This window comes from Candidatus Litorirhabdus singularis (assembly GCF_026262625.1).
Lineage (GTDB): Bacteria > Pseudomonadota > Gammaproteobacteria > Pseudomonadales > Halieaceae > Litorirhabdus > Litorirhabdus singularis.
In genome coordinates this window covers 564,360-583,990 of record NZ_SHNN01000003.1, presented here as the reverse complement: position 1 = coordinate 583,990, position 19,631 = coordinate 564,360, and the positions used below count along the sequence as shown (strand labels likewise).

18 protein-coding genes are annotated in these 19,631 nt (G+C 56.1%); 15 read left to right on the top strand and 3 right to left on the bottom strand.

The window, feature by feature from the left end; translation table 11 throughout:
* Positions 1–67: 67 nt before the first annotated feature.
* Together EYC98_RS17175 and EYC98_RS17170 are read right to left on the bottom strand one after the other, a co-directional pair.
* On the bottom strand, positions 68–1,255 hold the full coding sequence (locus EYC98_RS17175; RefSeq protein ID WP_279246601.1) for a lipid-transfer protein: 1,188 nt from the start codon (positions 1,253–1,255) through the stop codon (positions 68–70).
* Between the two features lie 20 nt (positions 1,256–1,275).
* A complete protein-coding gene (locus EYC98_RS17170; protein WP_279246600.1) occupies positions 1,276–1,710 on the bottom strand; it encodes a Zn-ribbon domain-containing OB-fold protein in 435 nt (144 codons plus the stop codon).
* Positions 1,711–1,932: 222 nt separating this feature from the next.
* Here EYC98_RS17170 and EYC98_RS17165 point away from each other — a divergent pair, with 222 nt between their 5' ends.
* The 14 genes from EYC98_RS17165 to EYC98_RS17100 all read left to right on the top strand — a co-directional run bounded on the left by EYC98_RS17165 (position 1,933) and on the right by EYC98_RS17100 (position 17,627).
* Positions 1,933–3,120 carry an acyl-CoA dehydrogenase family protein gene (locus EYC98_RS17165; RefSeq protein WP_279246599.1) on the top strand — a complete coding sequence of 396 codons (1,188 nt, stop codon included), beginning with the start codon at positions 1,933–1,935 and terminating at the stop codon, positions 3,118–3,120.
* A 14-nt stretch (positions 3,121–3,134) separates the two neighbouring features.
* The gene (locus EYC98_RS17160) at positions 3,135–4,271 is read left to right on the top strand and encodes an acyl-CoA dehydrogenase family protein (protein WP_279246598.1); all 1,137 of its coding nucleotides are present in this window, start codon (positions 3,135–3,137) and stop codon (positions 4,269–4,271) included.
* 62 nt (positions 4,272–4,333) lie between these two features.
* Complete coding sequence (locus tag EYC98_RS17155; RefSeq protein ID WP_279246597.1) at positions 4,334–5,011, top strand: SOS response-associated peptidase; 678 nt, start codon at positions 4,334–4,336, stop codon at positions 5,009–5,011.
* A 110-nt stretch (positions 5,012–5,121) separates the two neighbouring features.
* Positions 5,122–7,593: a TonB-dependent receptor gene (locus tag EYC98_RS17150; protein ID WP_279246596.1), complete on the top strand. Its 2,472-nt coding sequence runs from the start codon at positions 5,122–5,124 to the stop codon at positions 7,591–7,593.
* A gap of 136 nt (positions 7,594–7,729) precedes the next feature.
* Positions 7,730–8,395: a nitroreductase family protein gene (locus tag EYC98_RS17145; RefSeq protein ID WP_279246595.1), complete on the top strand. Its 666-nt coding sequence runs from the start codon at positions 7,730–7,732 to the stop codon at positions 8,393–8,395.
* A 189-nt stretch (positions 8,396–8,584) separates the two neighbouring features.
* The gene (locus EYC98_RS17140; protein WP_279246594.1) at positions 8,585–8,872 is read left to right on the top strand and encodes a c-type cytochrome; all 288 of its coding nucleotides are present in this window, start codon (positions 8,585–8,587) and stop codon (positions 8,870–8,872) included.
* Between the two features lie 32 nt (positions 8,873–8,904).
* Complete coding sequence (locus EYC98_RS17135) at positions 8,905–10,542, top strand: NAD-dependent malic enzyme (protein WP_279246593.1); 1,638 nt, start codon at positions 8,905–8,907, stop codon at positions 10,540–10,542.
* Between the two features lie 376 nt (positions 10,543–10,918).
* Positions 10,919–13,150 (top strand): molybdopterin-dependent oxidoreductase, encoded by a 2,232-nt coding sequence (locus EYC98_RS17130; RefSeq protein ID WP_279246592.1) that lies wholly within the window; start codon positions 10,919–10,921, stop codon positions 13,148–13,150.
* Positions 13,151–13,154: 4 nt separating this feature from the next.
* Positions 13,155–13,388, top strand: a complete 234-nt coding sequence (locus EYC98_RS17125) for a hypothetical protein (RefSeq protein WP_279246591.1) — start codon at positions 13,155–13,157, stop codon at positions 13,386–13,388.
* Positions 13,389–13,390: 2 nt separating this feature from the next.
* A complete protein-coding gene (locus EYC98_RS17120; RefSeq protein ID WP_279246590.1) occupies positions 13,391–13,783 on the top strand; it encodes a hypothetical protein in 393 nt (130 codons plus the stop codon).
* Positions 13,784–13,818: 35 nt separating this feature from the next.
* Complete coding sequence (locus EYC98_RS17115) at positions 13,819–15,159, top strand: cytochrome P450 (protein WP_279246589.1); 1,341 nt, start codon at positions 13,819–13,821, stop codon at positions 15,157–15,159.
* Between the two features lie 91 nt (positions 15,160–15,250).
* Entirely contained in the window at positions 15,251–16,027 is a 777-nt protein-coding gene (locus EYC98_RS17110) for an SDR family oxidoreductase (RefSeq protein ID WP_279246588.1), read from the top strand.
* A 20-nt stretch (positions 16,028–16,047) separates the two neighbouring features.
* Entirely contained in the window at positions 16,048–17,208 is a 1,161-nt protein-coding gene (locus EYC98_RS17105; protein ID WP_279246587.1) for an acyl-CoA dehydrogenase family protein, read from the top strand.
* Positions 17,209–17,267: 59 nt separating this feature from the next.
* Complete coding sequence (locus tag EYC98_RS17100; protein ID WP_279246586.1) at positions 17,268–17,627, top strand: DUF4345 family protein; 360 nt, start codon at positions 17,268–17,270, stop codon at positions 17,625–17,627.
* Between the two features lie 19 nt (positions 17,628–17,646).
* Here the strand turns inward: EYC98_RS17100 and EYC98_RS17095 are convergent, their stop codons facing one another.
* Positions 17,647–18,054 carry a nuclear transport factor 2 family protein gene (locus EYC98_RS17095; RefSeq protein ID WP_279246585.1) on the bottom strand — a complete coding sequence of 136 codons (408 nt, stop codon included), beginning with the start codon at positions 18,052–18,054 and terminating at the stop codon, positions 17,647–17,649.
* A 105-nt stretch (positions 18,055–18,159) separates the two neighbouring features.
* On the opposite strand from EYC98_RS17095, the gene EYC98_RS17090 reads away from it, so the two are divergent.
* Complete coding sequence (locus EYC98_RS17090) at positions 18,160–19,626, top strand: hypothetical protein (RefSeq protein ID WP_279246584.1); 1,467 nt, start codon at positions 18,160–18,162, stop codon at positions 19,624–19,626.
* Positions 19,627–19,631: the final 5 nt, after the last annotated feature.

Genomic DNA, 19,631 nt, shown 5'->3' with positions numbered 1-19,631 from the left:
CCCTGTTTATACCTTTTTCTTATTGGTCGTGGCGGGGCCCCGGCCGTGTTTGCCGGCCGCGGGACCGCTACTTTTTGATGATGACCGAAGAACCGTGACCGAATAGGCCCTGATTGGCAGTGATACCTACCCGAGCACCCTCAACTTGACGTTCACCGGCCTGGCCACGTAGCTGCCAGGTCAATTCGCATATCTGAGACAGCGCTTGGGCGGGTACCGCTTCGCCAAAGGAGGCTAAGCCGCCAGAGGCATTGACCGGTATCTTGCCGCCGACGGAGGTGTCGCCGCGACGCAACAAGTGTGCCGCTTCACCGCGTTGCGCCAGCTGCAGATCTTCTATCCAGTCTAATTCCAGTGCCGTTGACAGATCATAGACCTCGGCCAGACTGATATCCTCGGGACCGATGCCAGCTTCTTCATAGGCTTTCAGGGGGATGGCCGCGCGGTAGCTGGCAGCATCGACACCGGCTGCAGCAGCAGAGTCGGTTGCTATATCCGGCATCTCGACAACTTCGCTGGCGAAGGTTGGCGTCACCGTAGAAATAGCGGCAACACGAGGCGCGTCGCCCTTACCCATTTTGCGGGCGTACTCGAGGCTGGAAATAATCACGGCTGCACCGCCGTCGCTGGTGGCGCAAATATCCATCAGGCGCAGCGGATCCGCCACCATTGCCGAAGCGGCAACATCTTCAGCGGTAAAGCACTTTTTGTAGCGTGCGCGCGGGTTCTTGCTGCCAATCGCGGCGTTTTTGACTTTTACTGCCGCAAAGTCTTCCAGCGTGTCGCCATAGACGTCCATGCGGCGCCGCGCGTACAGGCCAAAATAGGTGGGGTTGGTAATGCCCAGGTAAAACCGCACCCAGTCCGGGTCTTCCGGCCGATAGCCGCCGGCAGGTGCCAGAAAGCCTTTGGGGGTAGTGTCCGCACCAACCACCAGGGCCACGTCGCAGGCGCCCGAGAGTATTTTGGCGCGGGCGGCGGCCAGTGCTTGCGAGCCAGAAGCGCAGGCGGCATACGAGGTGTTAACTTCAGCACCCTGCCAGCCCAACGCCTGCGCCATGGTGGCCCCAGCCACATAGCCCGGATAACCGCAGCGAATGGTGGCGGCGCCGGAGACAAAGCGGATGTCCTGCCAGGGCACCCCGGCATCGGCTAAGGCTTCGCGTGCAGCGGCTACGCCGTATTCCACGAAATTTTTACCCCATTTACCCCAGGGGTGCATGCCGACGCCTAATATGGCAACTTCTTGTGACATAGTTTTATCCTCAGGCGGCGCTAAGCGCTCGGCTTCCATTTCCAGGTAACTTTGGTGTTCTCTTCATCTTCATGCAGGGTTTCCAGTACCAGTTCCATGGGCATGCCTACCTTTAGGTCGGCGCAGTCCACTCCGGCAACCACTTGCCCCAGTACTACCATCTGCTCATGCTCCAGCTGCACTGCAGCAATAGCGTAGGGGACGAACGGGTCCGGCGCGACAAAGGGCGTAGGCGGTTTGTAGCAGGCGTTGGTATAGCTCCAGACCGTGCCGGTCCGGCTCAATTCGACTTCTTCGAATTCACTGCCTTCGCAGCTGGGGTTTTTACAAAAGCTCGACTGCTTGGGGAAAAAGTAGGTGCCGCAGTCACAGCAACGGGTGCCGATCAGGTGCGGTTGTGCAGTGTCCATGGTGTGCCAGCCTTCTATGGCAGGCACCAGTGGTTTGACGCTCATTGCGGTATACCTCGGGGAAAAGCGGTCGCCAGAATACTATTCGCTGGAGATGGCAGCAACCGCGAACCGGACGATAGCGGAGCCGGTTCATCATGGCAGACTCGGCCACCCGCCTATACTTTGATCTGTTTTGACAGTGCCTAATGACATCTTTGGCTATTGAGACAGGCGCGCCTCACCGTAATATGGTGGGCTGATTCAACTATTTGCAAAGGTCAGTCCATGAAAGTCGAGTTTACCCCTCAACAAAACGCTCTCAGGGAGGAACTGCGCGCCTATTTTGGCGAGTTAATGACTCCGGAACTGATGGATGAATGTAGCCGGGATATGGGTGAGGGTGGTGGTCCGCTGTGGCGCACTGCACTGAAAAAAATGGGCGCTGACGGCTGGATCGGCCTCGGTTGGCCCGAAGAGCTGGGTGGCAAGGGGATGTCGCCGATTGAACAGTTTATCTTTGTCGAGGAAATTATGCGGGCCGGCTATCCGTTCCCGTTTCTCACCACTGAGTCGGTGGGTCCGCAGTTGGCGGAAAACGGCAATGAGTGGCATAAGACCGAGCTGGTGCCCAAAATTCTCGCTGGCGAATTATTGATCTCGATCGGCTATTCCGAACCCGGTGCAGGTACTGACCTGGCCGCGCTGAAAACCAGCGCGGTGCGTGATGGTGATGAGTGGGTTATCAACGGGCAAAAAATGTGGACCTCGCTGGCACACTTCTGCGACTACACCTGGTTGGCGGTGCGCACCGACCCCGATGCGCCTAAAAAGCACAAGGGTATCTCCATGTTCCTGGTTCCCAATGATGATCCGGGCTGGAGTTGTACGCCGGTCAATACGCTGGGTGATGTGCGCACGAATGCCACTTTCTACGACAATATTCGGGTCAGCGATCGTAATTTGGTGGGCGAGCTTAATGGCGGATGGAAGTTGATAACCAGTCAGCTCAACCGCGAGCGCTTGAGCCTGGTGAATGTTGGTCCAACTGCAGTGTTGTTTAATAAAGTGGTGCAGTGGGCCAGCGAAACCACGCTGGCGGACGGCAGTCGTCTGGTCGACGAGGCTTGGGTGCAGGGCAATCTGGCGCGGGTACGGGTTGGCATCGAGGCGCTCAAGCTGGTCTGCTACAAGCAGGCTTGGGCGATGAGTGAGGGTACGCTGGATATGGCCGATGCGTCGGTGGCAAAAGTTTATGGCTCCGAGTTTTTTATTGAGGCTTACCGGTTGTTGGGGGAGGTCGTCGGGCAGGCCTCGATGGTCAAGGCTCACTCAGAGGCCGGTGAAGTACTGCAGGGTCGTATAGAACGACTCTATCGTACTGCTTCTATTATCACCTTTGGCGGTGGTACCAACGAAATTCAACGCGATATTATCTCGGCGGCCGGGTTGTGGATTCCCCGTGCCAGTCGCTAGCAGGAGCAAATAGTATGGATTTCGGATTTTCAGAACAACAGGGCGAAGTACAAACGTTGGCGCGCCAGATACTCAGTGAGCAGGTGACCCCGGAGCGGCTGGCAGCCTATGACGAATTTAAAGCTGAGCGATTTGATCGCGAGCTGTGGCAACAGTTGGCTCAGGCCGGCCTATTAGGCGTGGCGCTTGAAGAGAGTCACGGCGGTATGGGCTTTGGCTTTACCGAGCTGGCGCTGTTTATCGAGGAGGTTGGGCGCAGCATTGCGCCGGTGCCGGTGATTCCTCATTTGGTTTCCGCCGCCGCGCCAATTCAACGCTTTGGTAGCAGCGAGCTACAGGGGCGCTGGTTGCCTGGCGTAGCCAGCGGCGATGTGCTGCTTACCGCGGCGCTGATGGAGCCGGGGAATGAGGAACCCGCTGCACCGTCGCTGACAACAGCGACATTGGATGGCGATGGCTATCGGGTTAGTGGCTTGAAAACCTGCGTACCGTTTGCCCGCAGTGCTGATCGTATTCTTTTGTCTGCAGCGGTTGATGGTGGCGTGGTGGTGTTACTTGTAGATCCCAAATCTGCCGGTATTAGCCTGGAAGATGTGCGCTACAGCACCTATGAGACGCAGTACCAATTGACGTTGCAGGATGTACAGGTCTCGGCGGCGGATGTGCTGGCCGGTCCCACCGCAGGAGCAGCGGTCATGCAATGGCTGAGTTTGCGTACAACAGCCGCTTTGTGTGCGCATCAACTGGGTGTCACCGATCATTCAATGCGAATGACCGCGTCTTACTCGGCAGAGCGCAAGCAGTTCGGTGTGCTCATTGGTACCTTTCAGGCCGTGGGACATCGGGCAGCAAACTGCTATATAGATGTGGAGTGCCTGCGCTTGAACACCTATCAGGCTGCCAGTTTATTGGCCAGTGAGGCAGACGCGACCAATGAAGTGCAGATTGCCAAAGTGTGGGCTGGCGATGTGGGGCATCGAGTGAGTTACGCCTCTCAGCACCTGCATGGTGGTACTGGCATCGACCGAGACTATCCTCTTTGGCGTTACTGTCTGTGGGCGCGTCATAATGAAATGATGTTAGGCGGTAGTGCCCGTCAATTGGCTGCACTGGGTGCAAGGATTGCCGCTGGCGAGGCCTATTGCGCCTAGCGATCACGCAACGCGCCAGCGCCAATTGCCGACGGGTACCAGAGCGTCTATCCTGAGACGCTATGTGCGGGCGCTTTAACGTTATTGATAATCCTGAACTGCAGCGTTTACTGCAGGTGTTGGGTGTCGACCTGACGTTACCTTCTCGCTCCAACATCGCTCCCACTGAAACTATTGCCATGGTGCGCCAGTCTGGTCTGCAGCGAGAGCTGGCAGCTGTGCGCTGGTGGCTGACGCCGGCCTGGGCAAAACAGGTCGACCAGAAATACGCGATGTTCAACGCACGCAGCGAAACCATTGCCAGCAGCCGTGCGTTTGGCGAGGCTTTTAAAAGCCGCCGGGGTATTGTGCCTATGTCCTCGTTTATTGAATGGCGGAAGGAAGAGGACGCTAAGCAACCGTATCTCATTGCCGCCGTTGATCAGGCATTGCCGGTGGCTGCGGTTTGGGAGATTTGGCAGGGTGACGATCAAATCATAGAGTCCTGTGCTCTGTTAACCACGGCAGCGGCCCCTGAATTTGAGCAGTTCCATAAACGCATGCCAGTGGTATTGCGCGAGGAAGACGTTGAGCGATGGCTTGACCCACAGTCCCGTTTGGCGGTTAACGACCCCATTTTTGCGCCACAGCTCAGCTATCCATTGCGGGTTCAGCCGCTTGCGATCGGCGTCAACAATGCGCGCAATAAAGATCTCGATTTGCTGCAGCCGACCGCTGAGGGCGTGCTGCTGACAGACTAAATGGGGGGTGCAATTAGCGCCAGACGCAATGCTATAATCGAGCCGAAAAACGTCAGAAACTGGTCTTTAAACCGCTGACAATAATTATAAAGTTCAAATCAGGGGACAGCATGAACGTATTCAGAATCGCAGTGCCAGTCGCGCTCGCAGTGGCCACTCAGCTCGCTCATTCACAGGCTGTGCTAGAAGAAGTTGTGGTTACCGCTCAGAAGCGCGAGGAGGGTCTGCAGGATGTGCCTATTGCAGTGCAGGCGTTCACCTCAGAGAGTCTGGACCGTCTTACCGCGCAGGATATAGGTGACCTGGACGCGTTTACTCCCAATGTTGAGATTCCGCGCAGTTCCAACCAGCCCAGCTACAAGATTCGTGGTATTGGCACCAGCGATTTTGGGGTGGGAGCAGACCCTGCGGTGGGTGTGTATCTAGATGGTGTTTACATTGGACGCTCCGGTGGTTCTAAGGTGGCCTTCAATGATATCGCCCGCATCGAAATCTTGAACGGTCCGCAGGGTACGTTGTTTGGCCGCAACGCGGCGGCTGGTGCAATCCAGTACGTAACCAATAAACCAATTGATGAAACCGAGGGTTGGGTTCAGGCGACCCTGGGTAATTATAATCGTGTGCAGGTCGAAGGTGTTTACAACCTGCCGCTGACCGATCAGCTGTACTGGCGTACCGGTGTGCTGGCAAACACCCGAGATGGTTATGTGACGAATATTGTTACCGGAGATGATCATCAGTACCAAAAGAATTGGGCTATCACCAGTGCCCTGCGTTGGTTACCGTCAGATAATCTGGATATTCTCTGGCGTGTCGAGTACGACAAAATTGATCAGGATTCGAAAGCCGTTACCAGCGCTCTTTATGGCCCGCGCGATAATGCCGGCGCAGACTTTCGAGAGACTGCCACCAACCGACGCCTGGATGAAACCCGCGAGCTGTTTGGTACCTCGCTGCACCTGACTTACGAATTGTCTGCTGCGACATTTACATCGATCACCTCCTACCGTACTTACGAGAGTGAGAACCCTGAGAATCAGGATGGTTGGATCGATCCCACTTTTGAATTCGATGACAACAACATCGAAGATAATGAGCAGTGGAGCCAGGAGTTCCGCTTTGCCGGTGAATGGGGGCAGAAACTGCAGTGGACTGTTGGTGCTAATTACCACGAGGAGACTGCCAAGCAGACCAGTGCGATCTCGCTTGACCCGAGTGCAGCAGATCGCCTGATTATAGAGCGCGAGGTTGGCGTTCCCTATGACACTTTTCCGCCGGGTACCGGCTATGATCTTGCGTTTTCGGTGTTCCCGCATCTGCCACGGATTTATACCAGCGGTGCAGAAGCCTTGGCAGTGGCTGATCGCTATCGCGAGAATATCAACGTGCAGGGAGATTACACATCCTGGGCGGTGTTTGCCGACTTTACTTATGACGTGACTGAAAAGCTTTCACTGACTGCCGGTGTGCGGTACACAGAAGATGAGAAGGACTTTAGTCGCTTTGTCCCGGTTAACGATTTCGGCGTCCATTTTGCATTCACGCCAACACTGTTTGATGATGCCGGTAACTACCTGCCAGTCGGCGGTACTATTCCAGGCTCCTACGATCAGAGCGAGAGTTGGAATGAAACCACCCCGCGCTTTGTGGTGGACTATGCGCTCACCGAAGATGTTTTGTTGTACGCCAGTTGGGCGCTAGGCTATAAGGCTGGCGGGTTTAACAGTGCAGACGACTCCAACGTGTCGCCTGCGTTTGACCCTGCCGAGGTAGAAAACCTGGAGTTCGGTATTAAATCTACCTGGCTGGATAATACGCTGCGCGTTAATGCGACTTATTTTGATTTCGACTACGAGAATTTGCAGGACCTGACCTTCATTCCGGCGTCTTGTCTGCCCGAGTCAGATTTCGATTCCAACCAATTTGAAACCTCGGATGTGGAAGGCCAAGGCGTAGAGCTGGCTGTTAACTGGGTGCCAGTCAATGGCCTGGAGCTCTGGGGTAATCTGGGTACGTTGGATGCCAAGTACACGGACCGTGTGCGGCGTCGCGAAGTAGACGGTGTATGCGATCCCGTTGACGAGACCGGCAACAAGCTGACTGGCTCTCCAGAAATTTCCTATGCTCTGGGCGCAACGTATACCTATGCGATGAATGCGGGCTCCGAAGTTTCTGCCGCTATTTCCTGGGGCTGGCAGGAAGGTGAGACGGACCGTCTTTCCTGTAAGTACATTGAAGACCTGGGTACTGGCACCTCAGCCTACTATGAGCTGGATACCGTTGACGGTGATTTAACTATTAGCCAGGACTCTGCGGTTGCGCCACGCGGTGATGACTTGCCTTTTGACAGCTGCCCGGACCTTAAAGACAAAGAGCAATTGAATCTGCGGCTTGCTTACCTGAGCCCGAATGGCAACTGGGAAGTGGCCGGTTGGATGACCAATGCCACCGACTGGGGTCCAGACACGGAAGCTGGCGGCTCCGGTGCGGCTATCGCATCGCCGATTACTGACGGTGCGCCCTCCTATGACCGGCGTGAGCCTCCGCGTATGTACGGTATGGAATTCAAGTACATGTTCTGAGTCTGCTGCATCGGGCGCAGCATTTGCTCGCCCGGTTTTTTTGCCAAGGTTCCGATAATACCCCTCCGCAGTATCTGCTAAACTGAAGCCGTGCCCGTCTCGGGCCCTCTTAGTGTACCGAAAGGGAGAATTATTCTTGGAACTTTATGAAACCATGCGCAGCACTTTTTCGGCCCGCCAATACACCGGCGAGGACATGTCGGATGAATTGCTCTACCAGATTCTGGAGAATGCGCGCTTCGCGCCCAGCGGTGGTAATCGTCAGGCGGGTAAAATTATCGTTGTGCGTGACAAACCTTTGCAAGCCGCCATTGCAGACCTTTCCTTAGAGACCGCACGGCGCTATACAGCCCAGTCTATGGCTGGCGAGACGCCCTACAGTCCCATTCACGAAACCGCGCTGACAGCGGAACAGATAGCCGCGGTTGAGCCGTTGCCGCAGCTCACCGATCACCTGCGCAACGCCAGCGTGTTGTTAGCAGTTTGTCTTGATCTGGGCAGTATTGCTGCGCTGGACAAGGACCTTGATCGTATTAGTTTGGCCAGTGGAGGCTCCATCTATCCTCTGGTCTGGAATATTCTTATGGCGGCGCGGGCCGAGGGCTTTGGCGGCACTATGACCACTATCAGTCTGGCGGTTGAACCGGCGGTAAAGGAATTACTGAATGTTCCTGAAGATTGGGCGTTGGCTACGCTGGTGCCGATCGGTAAGCCGGTGAAGCAATTGACGCGATTGAAGCGTAAGGCGGTAGAGGAGTTTGTAGTGCGCGACCGCTTTGACGGCGCCCCCTTCGCTCAGTGATCAGGCGTTTGCTCCAGAGCTTGTTCACTATCTGAGCTACATCAATACATTTTGGATAATGATGTGCCATGCTTGCTTTAGAGCTGCCTGAACTGTGCAGAGTGGCTTGCCAGAATCCGACCTGGATTGGGGGTAACTGTTATGTGGCTGATGACTTGCAGATGGTTTTTGTTGTTGCTGATTTTTAGCGTGAATCAAGGCAATGCCCTGGAGCGGTATGAAGAAGGCCGAGCGGCCTATCAGCAAGCTTGCGCCGGGTGTCATGAGAGCGGCCAGGATGGCGCGCCGGTGCCTGAACGGGCGGCCGACTGGGAGGACAGATCGAGCCTGTGGGAAGCTGTTCTTTTTGAGCATGCTCAGCAAGGCTACCTCAAAATGCCGGCTCGGGGAGGCGATAGCAGTGTGTCGGACTACGATGCAGAAGCCGCCGCTGAATACATGCTGGGACTGGTTTACCCGGATCGACTGCGGGACTAGCAGGTTGTCGATAGTGATGAGACTACGCAGTAATGGATGACGCCGGGGAGATACCAGGCGGGGTCAGGTTATTGCATGACCCTTTGCGTAATAAGGGCACCTCGTTCACGCTCGCAGAGCGTCGGGCACTGGGACTCAATGGACTACTGCCCCCTCGCGTGCATACCCTCGCTGAGCAGGAACGCAGGGTGCTGGGTAATGTGCGGTCCAAGTCCGGGGATCTGGAGCGCTACCTGTTTCTGATAGCCCTGCAGGATCGCAATGAGACCCTGTTCTACCGCGTGCTCATGAATCATATTGAAGAGATCATGCCGCTCATCTATACACCCACGGTGGGTAAGGCCTGCCAGGAGTTTGGGCACATTTACCGCCGCCCCCGCGGTCTGTATATCTCACTGGATGATCTTGGTCAGGTTGCAGATGTTTTAGCTAACTGGCCGCACCCGGATGTGCGGGTGATTGTGGTCACTGATGGTGAACGCATTCTCGGTCTGGGTGACCTTGGCGCTAATGGCATGGGCATACCCGTTGGGAAACTGTCTTTGTACACCGGTTGTGCGGGCATAGCGCCTGAGCACTGCCTGCCAGTGACGCTCGATGTCGGCACCAATAATGAATCCCTGCTCGGCGATGAGCTCTATAACGGATTGGAGCAGCGCCGCGAAAGGGGAGCGAGCTACGACGATCTGGTCGCAGAATTTATGGACGCTGCTCAGCAGCAGTTTCCGGGCGTGCTGATTCAGCTGGAAGACTTCGGTAACCGCAATGCCTTTCGTCTGCTAAAGCATTATCGTGATCTGGCGTGTGTGTTTGATGATGATATTCAGGGTACCGGTGCAGTGGCTCTTGCGGGTTTAAAGGCAGCAATGCGCATAAGCAAGGGCAAACTTGAGCACCAGCGTTTGTTGTTCTATGGCGCCGGTCAGGCGGGCATCGGGATTGGCCGCAGTGTGGTGGCGGCGCTGGTGGCGATGGGAATCAGCGAGTCGGAGGCACGGCAGTGTTGCTGGTACTTCGATAGCCAGGGTTTGCTGGTCAGCGGGCGTAGCGACATACCCGAGCAAAAACAGACGTTTGCCCATGATCAGCAAGCGATTGCCAACTTCGAGGACGCGGTGGAGGTACTGCAGCCTACCGCTCTGATCGGTGCCGCGGGGCAAGCGGGGGTGTTTAGCGAGTCGATCATTCGGAGCATGGCCGAGTATAACCAGCGTCCGCTGATTTTTGCGCTATCCAACCCCACGACCAAGGCTGAATGTACTGCGGAGCAGGCCTACCAGTGGAGTGACGGCAGGGCTGTGTTCGCCAGCGGCAGTCCCTTTGCGCCGGTCAGCTATGCTGCAAAGAAGTTTGTTTCTGGTCAGGGCAACAATGCCTATATATTTCCCGGGGTCGGATTGGGAGTGCTGGCCAGTGGCAGCACCCGCGTCACCGACACTATGTTTCTTGCTGCTGCGAATTGCCTTGCTGACCAGGTTACTGCCGAAGATCTGCAGTTGGGACGGGTGTACCCGCCGCTATCAAATATCACAGAAGTGTCGGCGCTGATTGCTGCTGCCGTCGCGGAAGTTGCCTGGGAGGAGGGTGTGGCCAGCGTGGTCAGACCCGATAACCCGCTGGCAGCGATAAAAGCCATGATGTACCAGCCGGTCTATCCCCACTACGCCTGACCTGACTTTCCAGGCACAGAGAGCTGCCCTTAGCTTCTCGCGGTGCTGTCATGTCTGCGGTTTGTCGCGGAGCCGGTCCTGCAGAGGGTGTAGGGCCATAAGCCAAGGCAGGACCGAATCTGGCAACGAGTCCACTGCGAGAAAGAACATTGGCTCCACGCTGGTTTGACTATCTGGCCGCAGGCTGCCGCTGTTAATTGACAAAATCAGGGCTATGCCATTTCATGGCAGTCTGCTGTGGTGAGGCGTTTTTAATGGCGGCAACGCGCAGCAGATACATTCTCCGGCTCGCCGGCGGTGGTCCCCAGCAAACCCAATGGCTTGTGCCGGGTCGACTCTATCCGGCATTTTTGTGATACGTCAGTAAGGCAAAACAATGACTGAATCAGCGACTGAAACGATATACCGTAGTTGTCCCACCTGTGAAGCCAGCTGCGGCCTGGTGCTGGAGGTGGATCAAGATGCGCGCCAGGTAATTTCGATTAAAGGCGATGCGGATGACCCGCGTTCACGCGGTTATGTCTGCGCTAAATCGCAGGCTTTCAATCATATCCATGAGGATCCGGAGCGACTGCGTGAGCCAGTGCGACGCACCGCCGACGGCTGGGAGTCGATCAGCTGGGAGGAGGCGCTGAGCGAAGTTGGTGAGCGTCTGCACGGCATCCGCGAACAGTATGGCAAAGATGCTATCGCGATGTATTACGGCAACCCCAACGGCCATAACTTCAACACCCAGATTTACACCGAGTTGTTTATCAACATGCTCAATACCGAGCGCTTTTTCTCCGCCGGCAGTGTTGACCAGCAACCCAAGAACCTGGCCTGTGAACTACTCTACGGGAACGCCTGGCTGATACCCGTGCCGGATCTGGAACGCACTGACTTCCTGGTGTGCATGGGAGGCAATCCATTGGTGTCGCAGGGTTCACTGTTGGGCGCGCCGGACATTAAGGCGCGGCTGCAGGAACTGCATGAGCGGGGTGGTCGCACGGTGGTGCTGGACCCACGGCGTACGGAGACAGCCGAGGTCGCACAGCAGCACTTGTTTATCAGGCCCGGTAGTGACGCTTTTCTGTTGCTGGCCTGGGTCAATGAGTTGTTTAGCAATGACTGGGTGACGGTCGGCGCGCTGGCACCGATTGTCGATGGGGTGATGGAGTTACGGCAGTTGGTGGCACCTTACACTGCCGCGAGTGTTGCCGCCGTAACCGGCATCGACGCGGCGACTATCCGGCAGTTGGTGGCAGATTTTCACGCGGCAGACAATCCCGTGCTGTACGGCCGCATCGGCCTGTGCACGCAGGAGTTTGGTACCGTTGCCAGTTGGCTGGTGGAGGTGATTAATATACTCAGCGGTCGTCTCGATGTGCCGGGTGGGTCGATGATTGCGCGGCCGGCTACCGGGCAGAACGAGCCCTTGCCATATCAGCCGCTAAAGCACGGTCGCTGGAAGTCGCGTGCGCGAGGATTTCCGGAGTACATGGGTATGCTGCCCGCGTCCCTGATGGCCGAGGAGCTTAGCTGTGAGGGAGCAGACGCTGTTCATGCCTTGATTACCGTAGCGGGCAACCCGGTATTGTCAGTGCCTAACGGCAAGGCGGTGCGCAGTGCCATGGAAAAACTCGACTTTGTAGTGGCGCTAGATTTTTATATTAATGAGACCACTGCTGCAGCTGACATTATCCTGCCATCGACCACTCAGTTGGAGCACAGTAATTACGATTTCCTGTTCTCGGCTTTTTGCCAGCGCAACTTTGCTCGCTACTCGCCGCAGGTGTTTGCGGCGGCGGATGACAGTCGCGAACAGTATGAGTTGTTATTGGAGGTGGCTGCCCGTATGAACGGCATGGAGGCCGCAGACCTCAATGCGATGATGCTGGACGGTATGCTGGCGCAGATTTGCGCTGCCGCTGCTGATCCCGAAGCCAGAGCAGCGCAGATCAAGGCGGCGACCGAGCAGTATCGTGACAGCGAACGGTTTCTGGATATTCTGCTGCGGCTGGGGCCCTATGGCGACCAGTTTGGCGATAATCCGGATGGACTGACTCTGGCCAAGGTTAGTGCGGCTGAGCATGGCATTGATCTGGGGCCGCTGCAGTCGATGTTACCTCATGCTCTACGCACGGAGAACAAGCGCATTAATCTGGTGCCCGCATTGATCGTGAACGACCTGCCGCGTGCTGCGCTGGCGCTGCAAAGGCCGCTGCCTGACCTGGTGATGGTCGGCCGCCGGCATATTCGCGATATGAACTCCTGGCTGCACAATCTGGTGCCCTACGCGCGTGGCAAGAATCGCTGCACGCTGTTGGTTAACCCGCAGGATGCGACCCGGTTGGCGTTGCATGAGGGGCAGCCGGCGGAAATTACCACGGCCGTTGGCAGCCAGGTGTTGGAGGTGGTGGTCAGTGATGAAATGATGCCTGGCGTAGTCAGTTTTCCGCACGGCTTTGGGCACACTTACGCCGACAGTGGGCAGTCGACGGCGCGCCAGCGGCTGCCCGGTGTCAGTGCCAATGATTTGGTTGATGAGACTTTGGATGTCCCTTCAGGCACCTCGGTGGTCAACGGCGTACCCGTATCGGTAAAGCCTGTGACTGGTGTACCCTAAGCTTATGGAACTGGAACAACTTAAGCACTATTTCCCGCATCGTGTGATCAAGCGCAGGGTCCGTAAAGTAGCCGTCAAACGGGTGCGTAAAGATCTTATCCTGCACAGTAAGTCGGAAGAAGATCTGAGTGAAGAGGAGCTTGAATACTTGCTCGCGGACGCAGAGGCCTCCGTCTGGGGCGATATCAAGCAGACCGGGATCATTGGAGTGCTCGCTATGCTTGGGCTGAGTATCTAGTCGTGTCGCTGTATCGATTCGCCAGACTCAGTGCGCTGCTGGCTTTTGCTGGTAAGTATCGCATGAAGCTTTTTCTCATCGGTGCGGCAGCGGCGTTCGCACTGGTGACGTCCTGGTTGTACACCGACGTTGCCAGCTTTTTGCAACAGCATTATCCACAGTGGATTGGGCTGGCACTGGTCTTCAAAACCCTTATTGTTTACGCGGCGCTGTTTTTTTTGCTGTGGCAATTGCGGCCGTCATCCGCTGAGCCCAGTTCCGCGGCTACCAAGTCTGTAGCCAATAAGAACGCTGGCGCCGTGTATCCCGCCGAAGCCTCCGGACCTACCCGGCTCGACCAATTGGCGGAAAAGCCAAAACTCAAGTCGCGTAAAGAATCCATTCTTAACAAATAGTCCCTGCAAAGCATCGCAGCGCATAGAGGCAAGTAATGACCGCTAATCCGCCCAAGCTTTTGCAGCCTATAAAACCCGGCATTTGGGGCACGTGGCGCCTGCTGCGTCGCAGCTACAATAATCCGCTTGAACACGCCCGTGAGCTGCGTAAAGATTACGGCGATGTGGTCATGCAGAAGATGTTCGGCATGACCTATGTGCATCTTATGGGGGCCGATGCGGCGAAGCTGATGTTGGTCAATGAAAGCCAGGTGTTTTCCAATAAGAAAGCCTGGGACATGATTATCGGGCGTATCTTTACCAACGGCCTGATGCTGCGTGATGGCGATGACCATCGCTACCATCGCCGCATTATGCAGGCAGGCTTCAAGGCGACGGCGCTGCAACGCTATATGCAGGAAATGGTGCCACAGGTGGAGACCGCCGTTGCAGAGCTGGAGGCTGATGCCAGCGGCAAGTTGCTGGCGTTTCCCGCTTTCAAACATATGACCCTGGATCTCGCGGCCACTATTTTTCTGGGTATGGACCTGGGCGCCGAAGCCAGCAAGATCAGCAAGGCGTTTGAAGATACCGTGGCGGCGTCTATGCCGCGTATTCCCTGGGCAGTACCGGGCACCATTTTGTGGCGCGGTATCCGCGCCCGTAAGTACATCATTGACTATCTGCTGCGAGAGATCCCCGCTAAACGCAGCGGGGCTGGCACCGATATGTTTTCGCTGCTGTGTCGTGCCGAGGATGAGGACGGTAATCAGTACACCGATCAGGAGGTGGCTGATCATATGCTGTTTCTAATGATGGCGGCACACGACACCACGACCAGTACATTGACCAGTATGACCTATGCGCTGGCCCGGCACCCCGAGTGGCAGGAGCGGTTGCGCGAAGAGGCTAGGGGACTGCAGCTGGAGCATCTGGATTACGCGCACCTGGACGGCTTGCCGCTGGTAGAGCGGGTGATGAAAGAGGCGTTGCGCATGTACCCGCCGCTGTCCACCTTGCCGAAGTACAGTCTCAATGCTTTCGAGTATGCGGGTTATACCGTTCCCGCCAACTCCATGATTGCCACCTATCCAATTCACACGCATTACATGGAAGAGTACTGGCCAGAGCCGACTCGATTTGATCCGGAGCGGTTTTCTGAAGGGCGCGCAGAGCAGAAGAATCACCCTTATTGCTGGATCCCTTTCAGCGGAGGTGCGCATATGTGCATCGGTTTACATTTTGCCATTATGCAGGTGAAGCTGGTGATGTTTGAAATGCTCAAGCAGTATCAGTGGTCTGTGCCCGAGGGCTATACCATGCCGGTGCAGCAGTCGCCCATTTCCAAGCCGCGCGACGACTTGCCGATAACCCTAAAACCGCTGCAGAGCGACTGAGCAGCGCCTGAATCACTAGTGGCAGGCTGGCGCACTGCACTGGCCGCCAGCAGTTGGCAAACGCTATACTGCGCAGCCGATGGAGCAGTGTATGTCAGAATTCAGAGTAGACTTAATGGCCGGCAAAGTGGCGCTGGTTACCGGGGGTGGTACCGGTATTGGTAAGGTGATTGCGCGGCAGCTGGGTTTGCACGGCGCCCGCGTGGCTATCTGTAGTCGCAAGCTTGAGGTGCTGGAGGCAACCGCAGCCGAATTGGCCAGCGAGGGTATAGAGTGCATCGTTTTTCAGGCTGATATCCGCGATATCGAGGCAGTCGAGCGTGCCGTGGCGGGTACCCTGGAACGCTGGGGAGCGCTGGATATACTGGTCAATAATGCCGCGGGGAATTTTCCGGCGCGTATTGAAGACCTGTCATACAATGCCTTCAAGACGGTGGCGGACATTGTTCTGCAGGGGACTTTTAATGTCACCAAAGCGGTGTTCACTGCGATTATGAAAGAGCGCGGTGGCGCGGTGATTAATATCACGGCACCCTTTGAGCATATGGGCGTTAGCTGGCAGGCACATGCTGCTGCCGCCAAGAGCGGGGTGATTTCGTTTACCCGCTCAGCCGCTGCCGAATGGGCGGGCTTAGGGATTCGCGTCAACGGCATTGCCCCCGGTGAAATTGGTCAGACGGAGGGTGTCGACCGACTGGCGGATACCCTCACTAGCGAAACACAGGTCCGGCGCGTGGGCAGCCCCGAAGATATTGCCAATGCGGTGTTGTTTCTCGCCAGCGATGCCGCTGCCTATATCAGCGGCGTCAATTTGTATGTGGATGGCGGCAGTGGCGTGGATATGTTGAAGGTACCGGTCTACGAATGAATCAGAAAGGAGAAAATAGCTTGAGTGATCACGACGAACTGGTAACCCAGGTGCGGGAAACGGTGGCGCAGATATGTGCCGAGTACCCGGGGGAATACTGGCGTGAGAAAGATCGTGAACGGGAATATCCCACCGAGTTTGTGCAGGCACTGACCCGGGCCGGGCTGTTGGCCTGTTTGATACCGGAGGAGTATGGAGGCAGTGGCTTGCCGCTGCTGGTGGCACAGGAAATTATGAAGGCTATACATGAGCAGGGCGCCAACGCCGCCGCTTGCCACGCCCAGATGTATACGATGGGTACGCTACTGCGCCATGGCAGTGAAGAGCAGAAAGCCCGTTATCTGCCGGGTATCGCCAGTGGCGAGCTGCGCTTGCAGGCCTTCGGCGTAACAGAGCCTACCGCAGGCACTGACACCACCAGCATTACTACCATGGCGGTGCGCGACGGTGATGACTATGTGATCAACGGGCAAAAGGTTTGGATATCTCGCGCCGAGCATTCCGACCTGATGATCTTGTTGGCGCGCACCACGCCCAAGTCACAGGTGAGTAAGAAAACCGAGGGCTTATCAGTATTTGTTGTCGATATGCGCGAGGCGGTGGGTAACGGTCTCACCATCAAGCCGATTCGCACCATGATTAACCACGCTACCACCGAGCTGTTCTTTGACAATCTGCGGGTGCCGGCTGCCAATCTGTTGGGTGAAGAAGGCAAGGGTTTCCGCTACATTTTGTCGGGCATGAACGCCGAGCGCATATTGATTGCTTCTGAGTGTATTGGCGATGCGCGCTGGTTTATCAAAACCGCGACCCAGTATGCCTGCGAGCGCGAGGTGTTTGGCAAGCCGATTGGCACCAATCAGGGCGTACAGTTTCCGATTGCACGGGCCTATGCTCAGACCTGTGCTGCCGATCTGATGGTAGAGAAAGCGTCGCGGCTCTACGATGCTGGAGATGATTGTGGCGCCGAAGCCAATATGGCCAAGATGCTCGCCTCAGAGGCGTCCTGGGCGGCGGGTGATACCTGCCTGCAAACCCATGGCGGCTTTGGTCTGGCCGAGGAATACGATGTGGAACGGAAGTTTCGGGAAACTCGCCTGTATCAGATAGCGCCTATCTCAACCAATCTGATTTTGTCCTATTTGGGCGAACATGAGCTGGGCATGCCGCGCTCTTATTAAAACCTTTGCGCGCAGCGGTCATATTGTTAATCTGCCTTAAAATTGAATGAGAACGTGCCATGGAAACGATAATTGAATGGATGCCCCGAGTGGGCGCGCTGCTGATGTTACTGCTGGGCCTGGTCGGCTTTTTTAAGCCCAAGGCCTTTACTGACAGTATGGGTATTGAAATGACGCGGCCCGATGCCTGGTCAGAGATACGCGGCGTATTCGGGGGCATGAATCTGGGTTTGGCGATTGCCGCGTTGATTCTTAACTCCCCCGAGGTCTACATGGCGTTGGGGTTGGGCTGGACCTTGGTGCTGTTAGCTCGTTTCTACTCAATGGCAAAAGATGGCATGACCTTCAAGGCGACTATTCCGGCTCTGATCATCGATGGTGGCCTGGCCGTCCTCTTTCTCAGTGGTCTGTTGTTCTGAGCGCGCAAGCGCTCAGTGCTCAGCCCATGGTCAGCGGCAGATCCTGCTCCCATACTACGTTCAGATAGCGCTCGGTGTATTTGTAGGTATCGCCTACAGCACTGATGCTGTCTGTGTAGCGAATACCCATTTCCATCTTATGGGGCACCCCGTCTTTCTCATAGATGTGTGAGGCAACACAGTAGGTTTCGCCGCTGTAGTTATCGCCATCCCACTCGCCTAGCTGGTTGCCAATCAGGTGCATGGTGGCGGAAAAGGTGTCGAGGAACTTCAGCTGCTCTTTGAATTCTTCCAGAGTGTTGCTGCCAAAGCCGTGTGAACCCATCTTGACGTCATCCACCATAATCGCCCCCATTTTGTCGAATTCCTTGTCATCGACATATTTGGCATAGAGTAGCGCGAGTTGCTGGGGTATTTTTTCTTGCATGGGCTGCTTCCCGGGTAATAATTATTGAAAGTAAACGGTAAGATGAAATCACACTAATAACAAGTGCGGCGCGCAGCAAGATAGCGCGCTGCCAAAGGAACTGATATGAGCCGTATAGTTTTTACCCTGCTGGGCATGCTGCTAGGCGGTTTATTGGTAGCAGCGGTCTACACGCCCTGGTCCTCGGAACCTTCGCCTATGCCAGCGCCGGCCGCTAACGATCTTGACTCCAGCTGGGCGGATTTTATCGATGGTTTGAACCGGGCTCAGCACAGTCTCACCGACCCGCGTGCGTTTCCGGCGCCCGCGACTGATCGCAATCTTGCCGAAGGCCATCGCTACATGCTGGGGCACATTAACCGAATGATCGAGATGGAAATGCGGCAGGACCCCCGCTTTCCTGAGTTTGGTCGCTCCATGGATATGTTGCGTAAATGGACCGGCGAAAATCCCGATGCGATGTATCTGAAAGCGCCTATCGACGCTACTGGCTATTACATGGTGGTGGGCTTTGCCTCCGACGTCAGCGAATGGGGTTCTTCGGCACGTGGTTTAGAGACCGCCAAGGCGCCGCGCATGGTGACATTTCAGACCATCACCGATGTGCCTGGCGGTACCGGCGACTTGGCTGAGATGGCCAGTTGTAAAAATCAGACTCTGGACTACCTCAATAGCTTTGAGCTTGAAGTAGGAGGTCTGAATAATTTCGAGATACTGATAGGGCCAGAGCGGCCGCCGGGTCATACCGGTAATTTCCTGTTATCGCAGAAATTGATGGCCTGTGCTGTTGATGCCACTGAGGAGTTGCGCCAAGCGCAGTTTCTTTCGGTCCGCGAGATTTTCTCGGACTGGACCTACGAGCAACCACTGGATATGGAAATTTTGCGGCTGGACGCGATCGGTGAGAGTCGGCCGCCGATCGACTCAGCGTTTGTCGCGTCAAAATTACGCAAGATAGGCACCGAGTTGCCGAATCAGATTCTGTTCTGGCAAAAATTGCAGGCGCTGGCATTGGAGGTCAATGCGGATGTGAATGGAGACGGACGCCGCAATATGCCGGTCAACGGGATTAATCAGCCGGCGGCGCCGTTTACCGCCGGCGGTGTTGCCGGGGCCCAGCAGCTCTATGCGGCAGGGGTATTTGAGCTGGAGTCGGAGCAGGCCCTGATTGTCAAAGTCACGGCGCCGGTAGAGCCGCACTATATTGGCTTTCAGCTGAATAACCTCTGGTTCGAAGGCCCTGATCAGCAGAATTACACCAGCAGCCTCACCGGGGCTCAGCTGCCGGTGGCGTCTGATGGTTCGCGTTACTACATTGTTGCCCATCGCGACCCGGGGGTGCAGGGTTGGGTGGACACCACGGGACTGGAAAAGGGCACCCACGCGATGCGCTTTGTGTTTCGGGAGCAGCCTTCAGCTGAAGGGATGCCGATAGCTGAAGCCAGGTTAGTAGATTTCAGTGACATTGCCAGTCACCTACCCGCCGACACACCGCAAGTCAGCCCCGATCAGCGGCGCAGTGAAATCGCCGTGCGGCAGTCACATATCAAGGCGCGCTGGCGAGGGCATTGAACCTC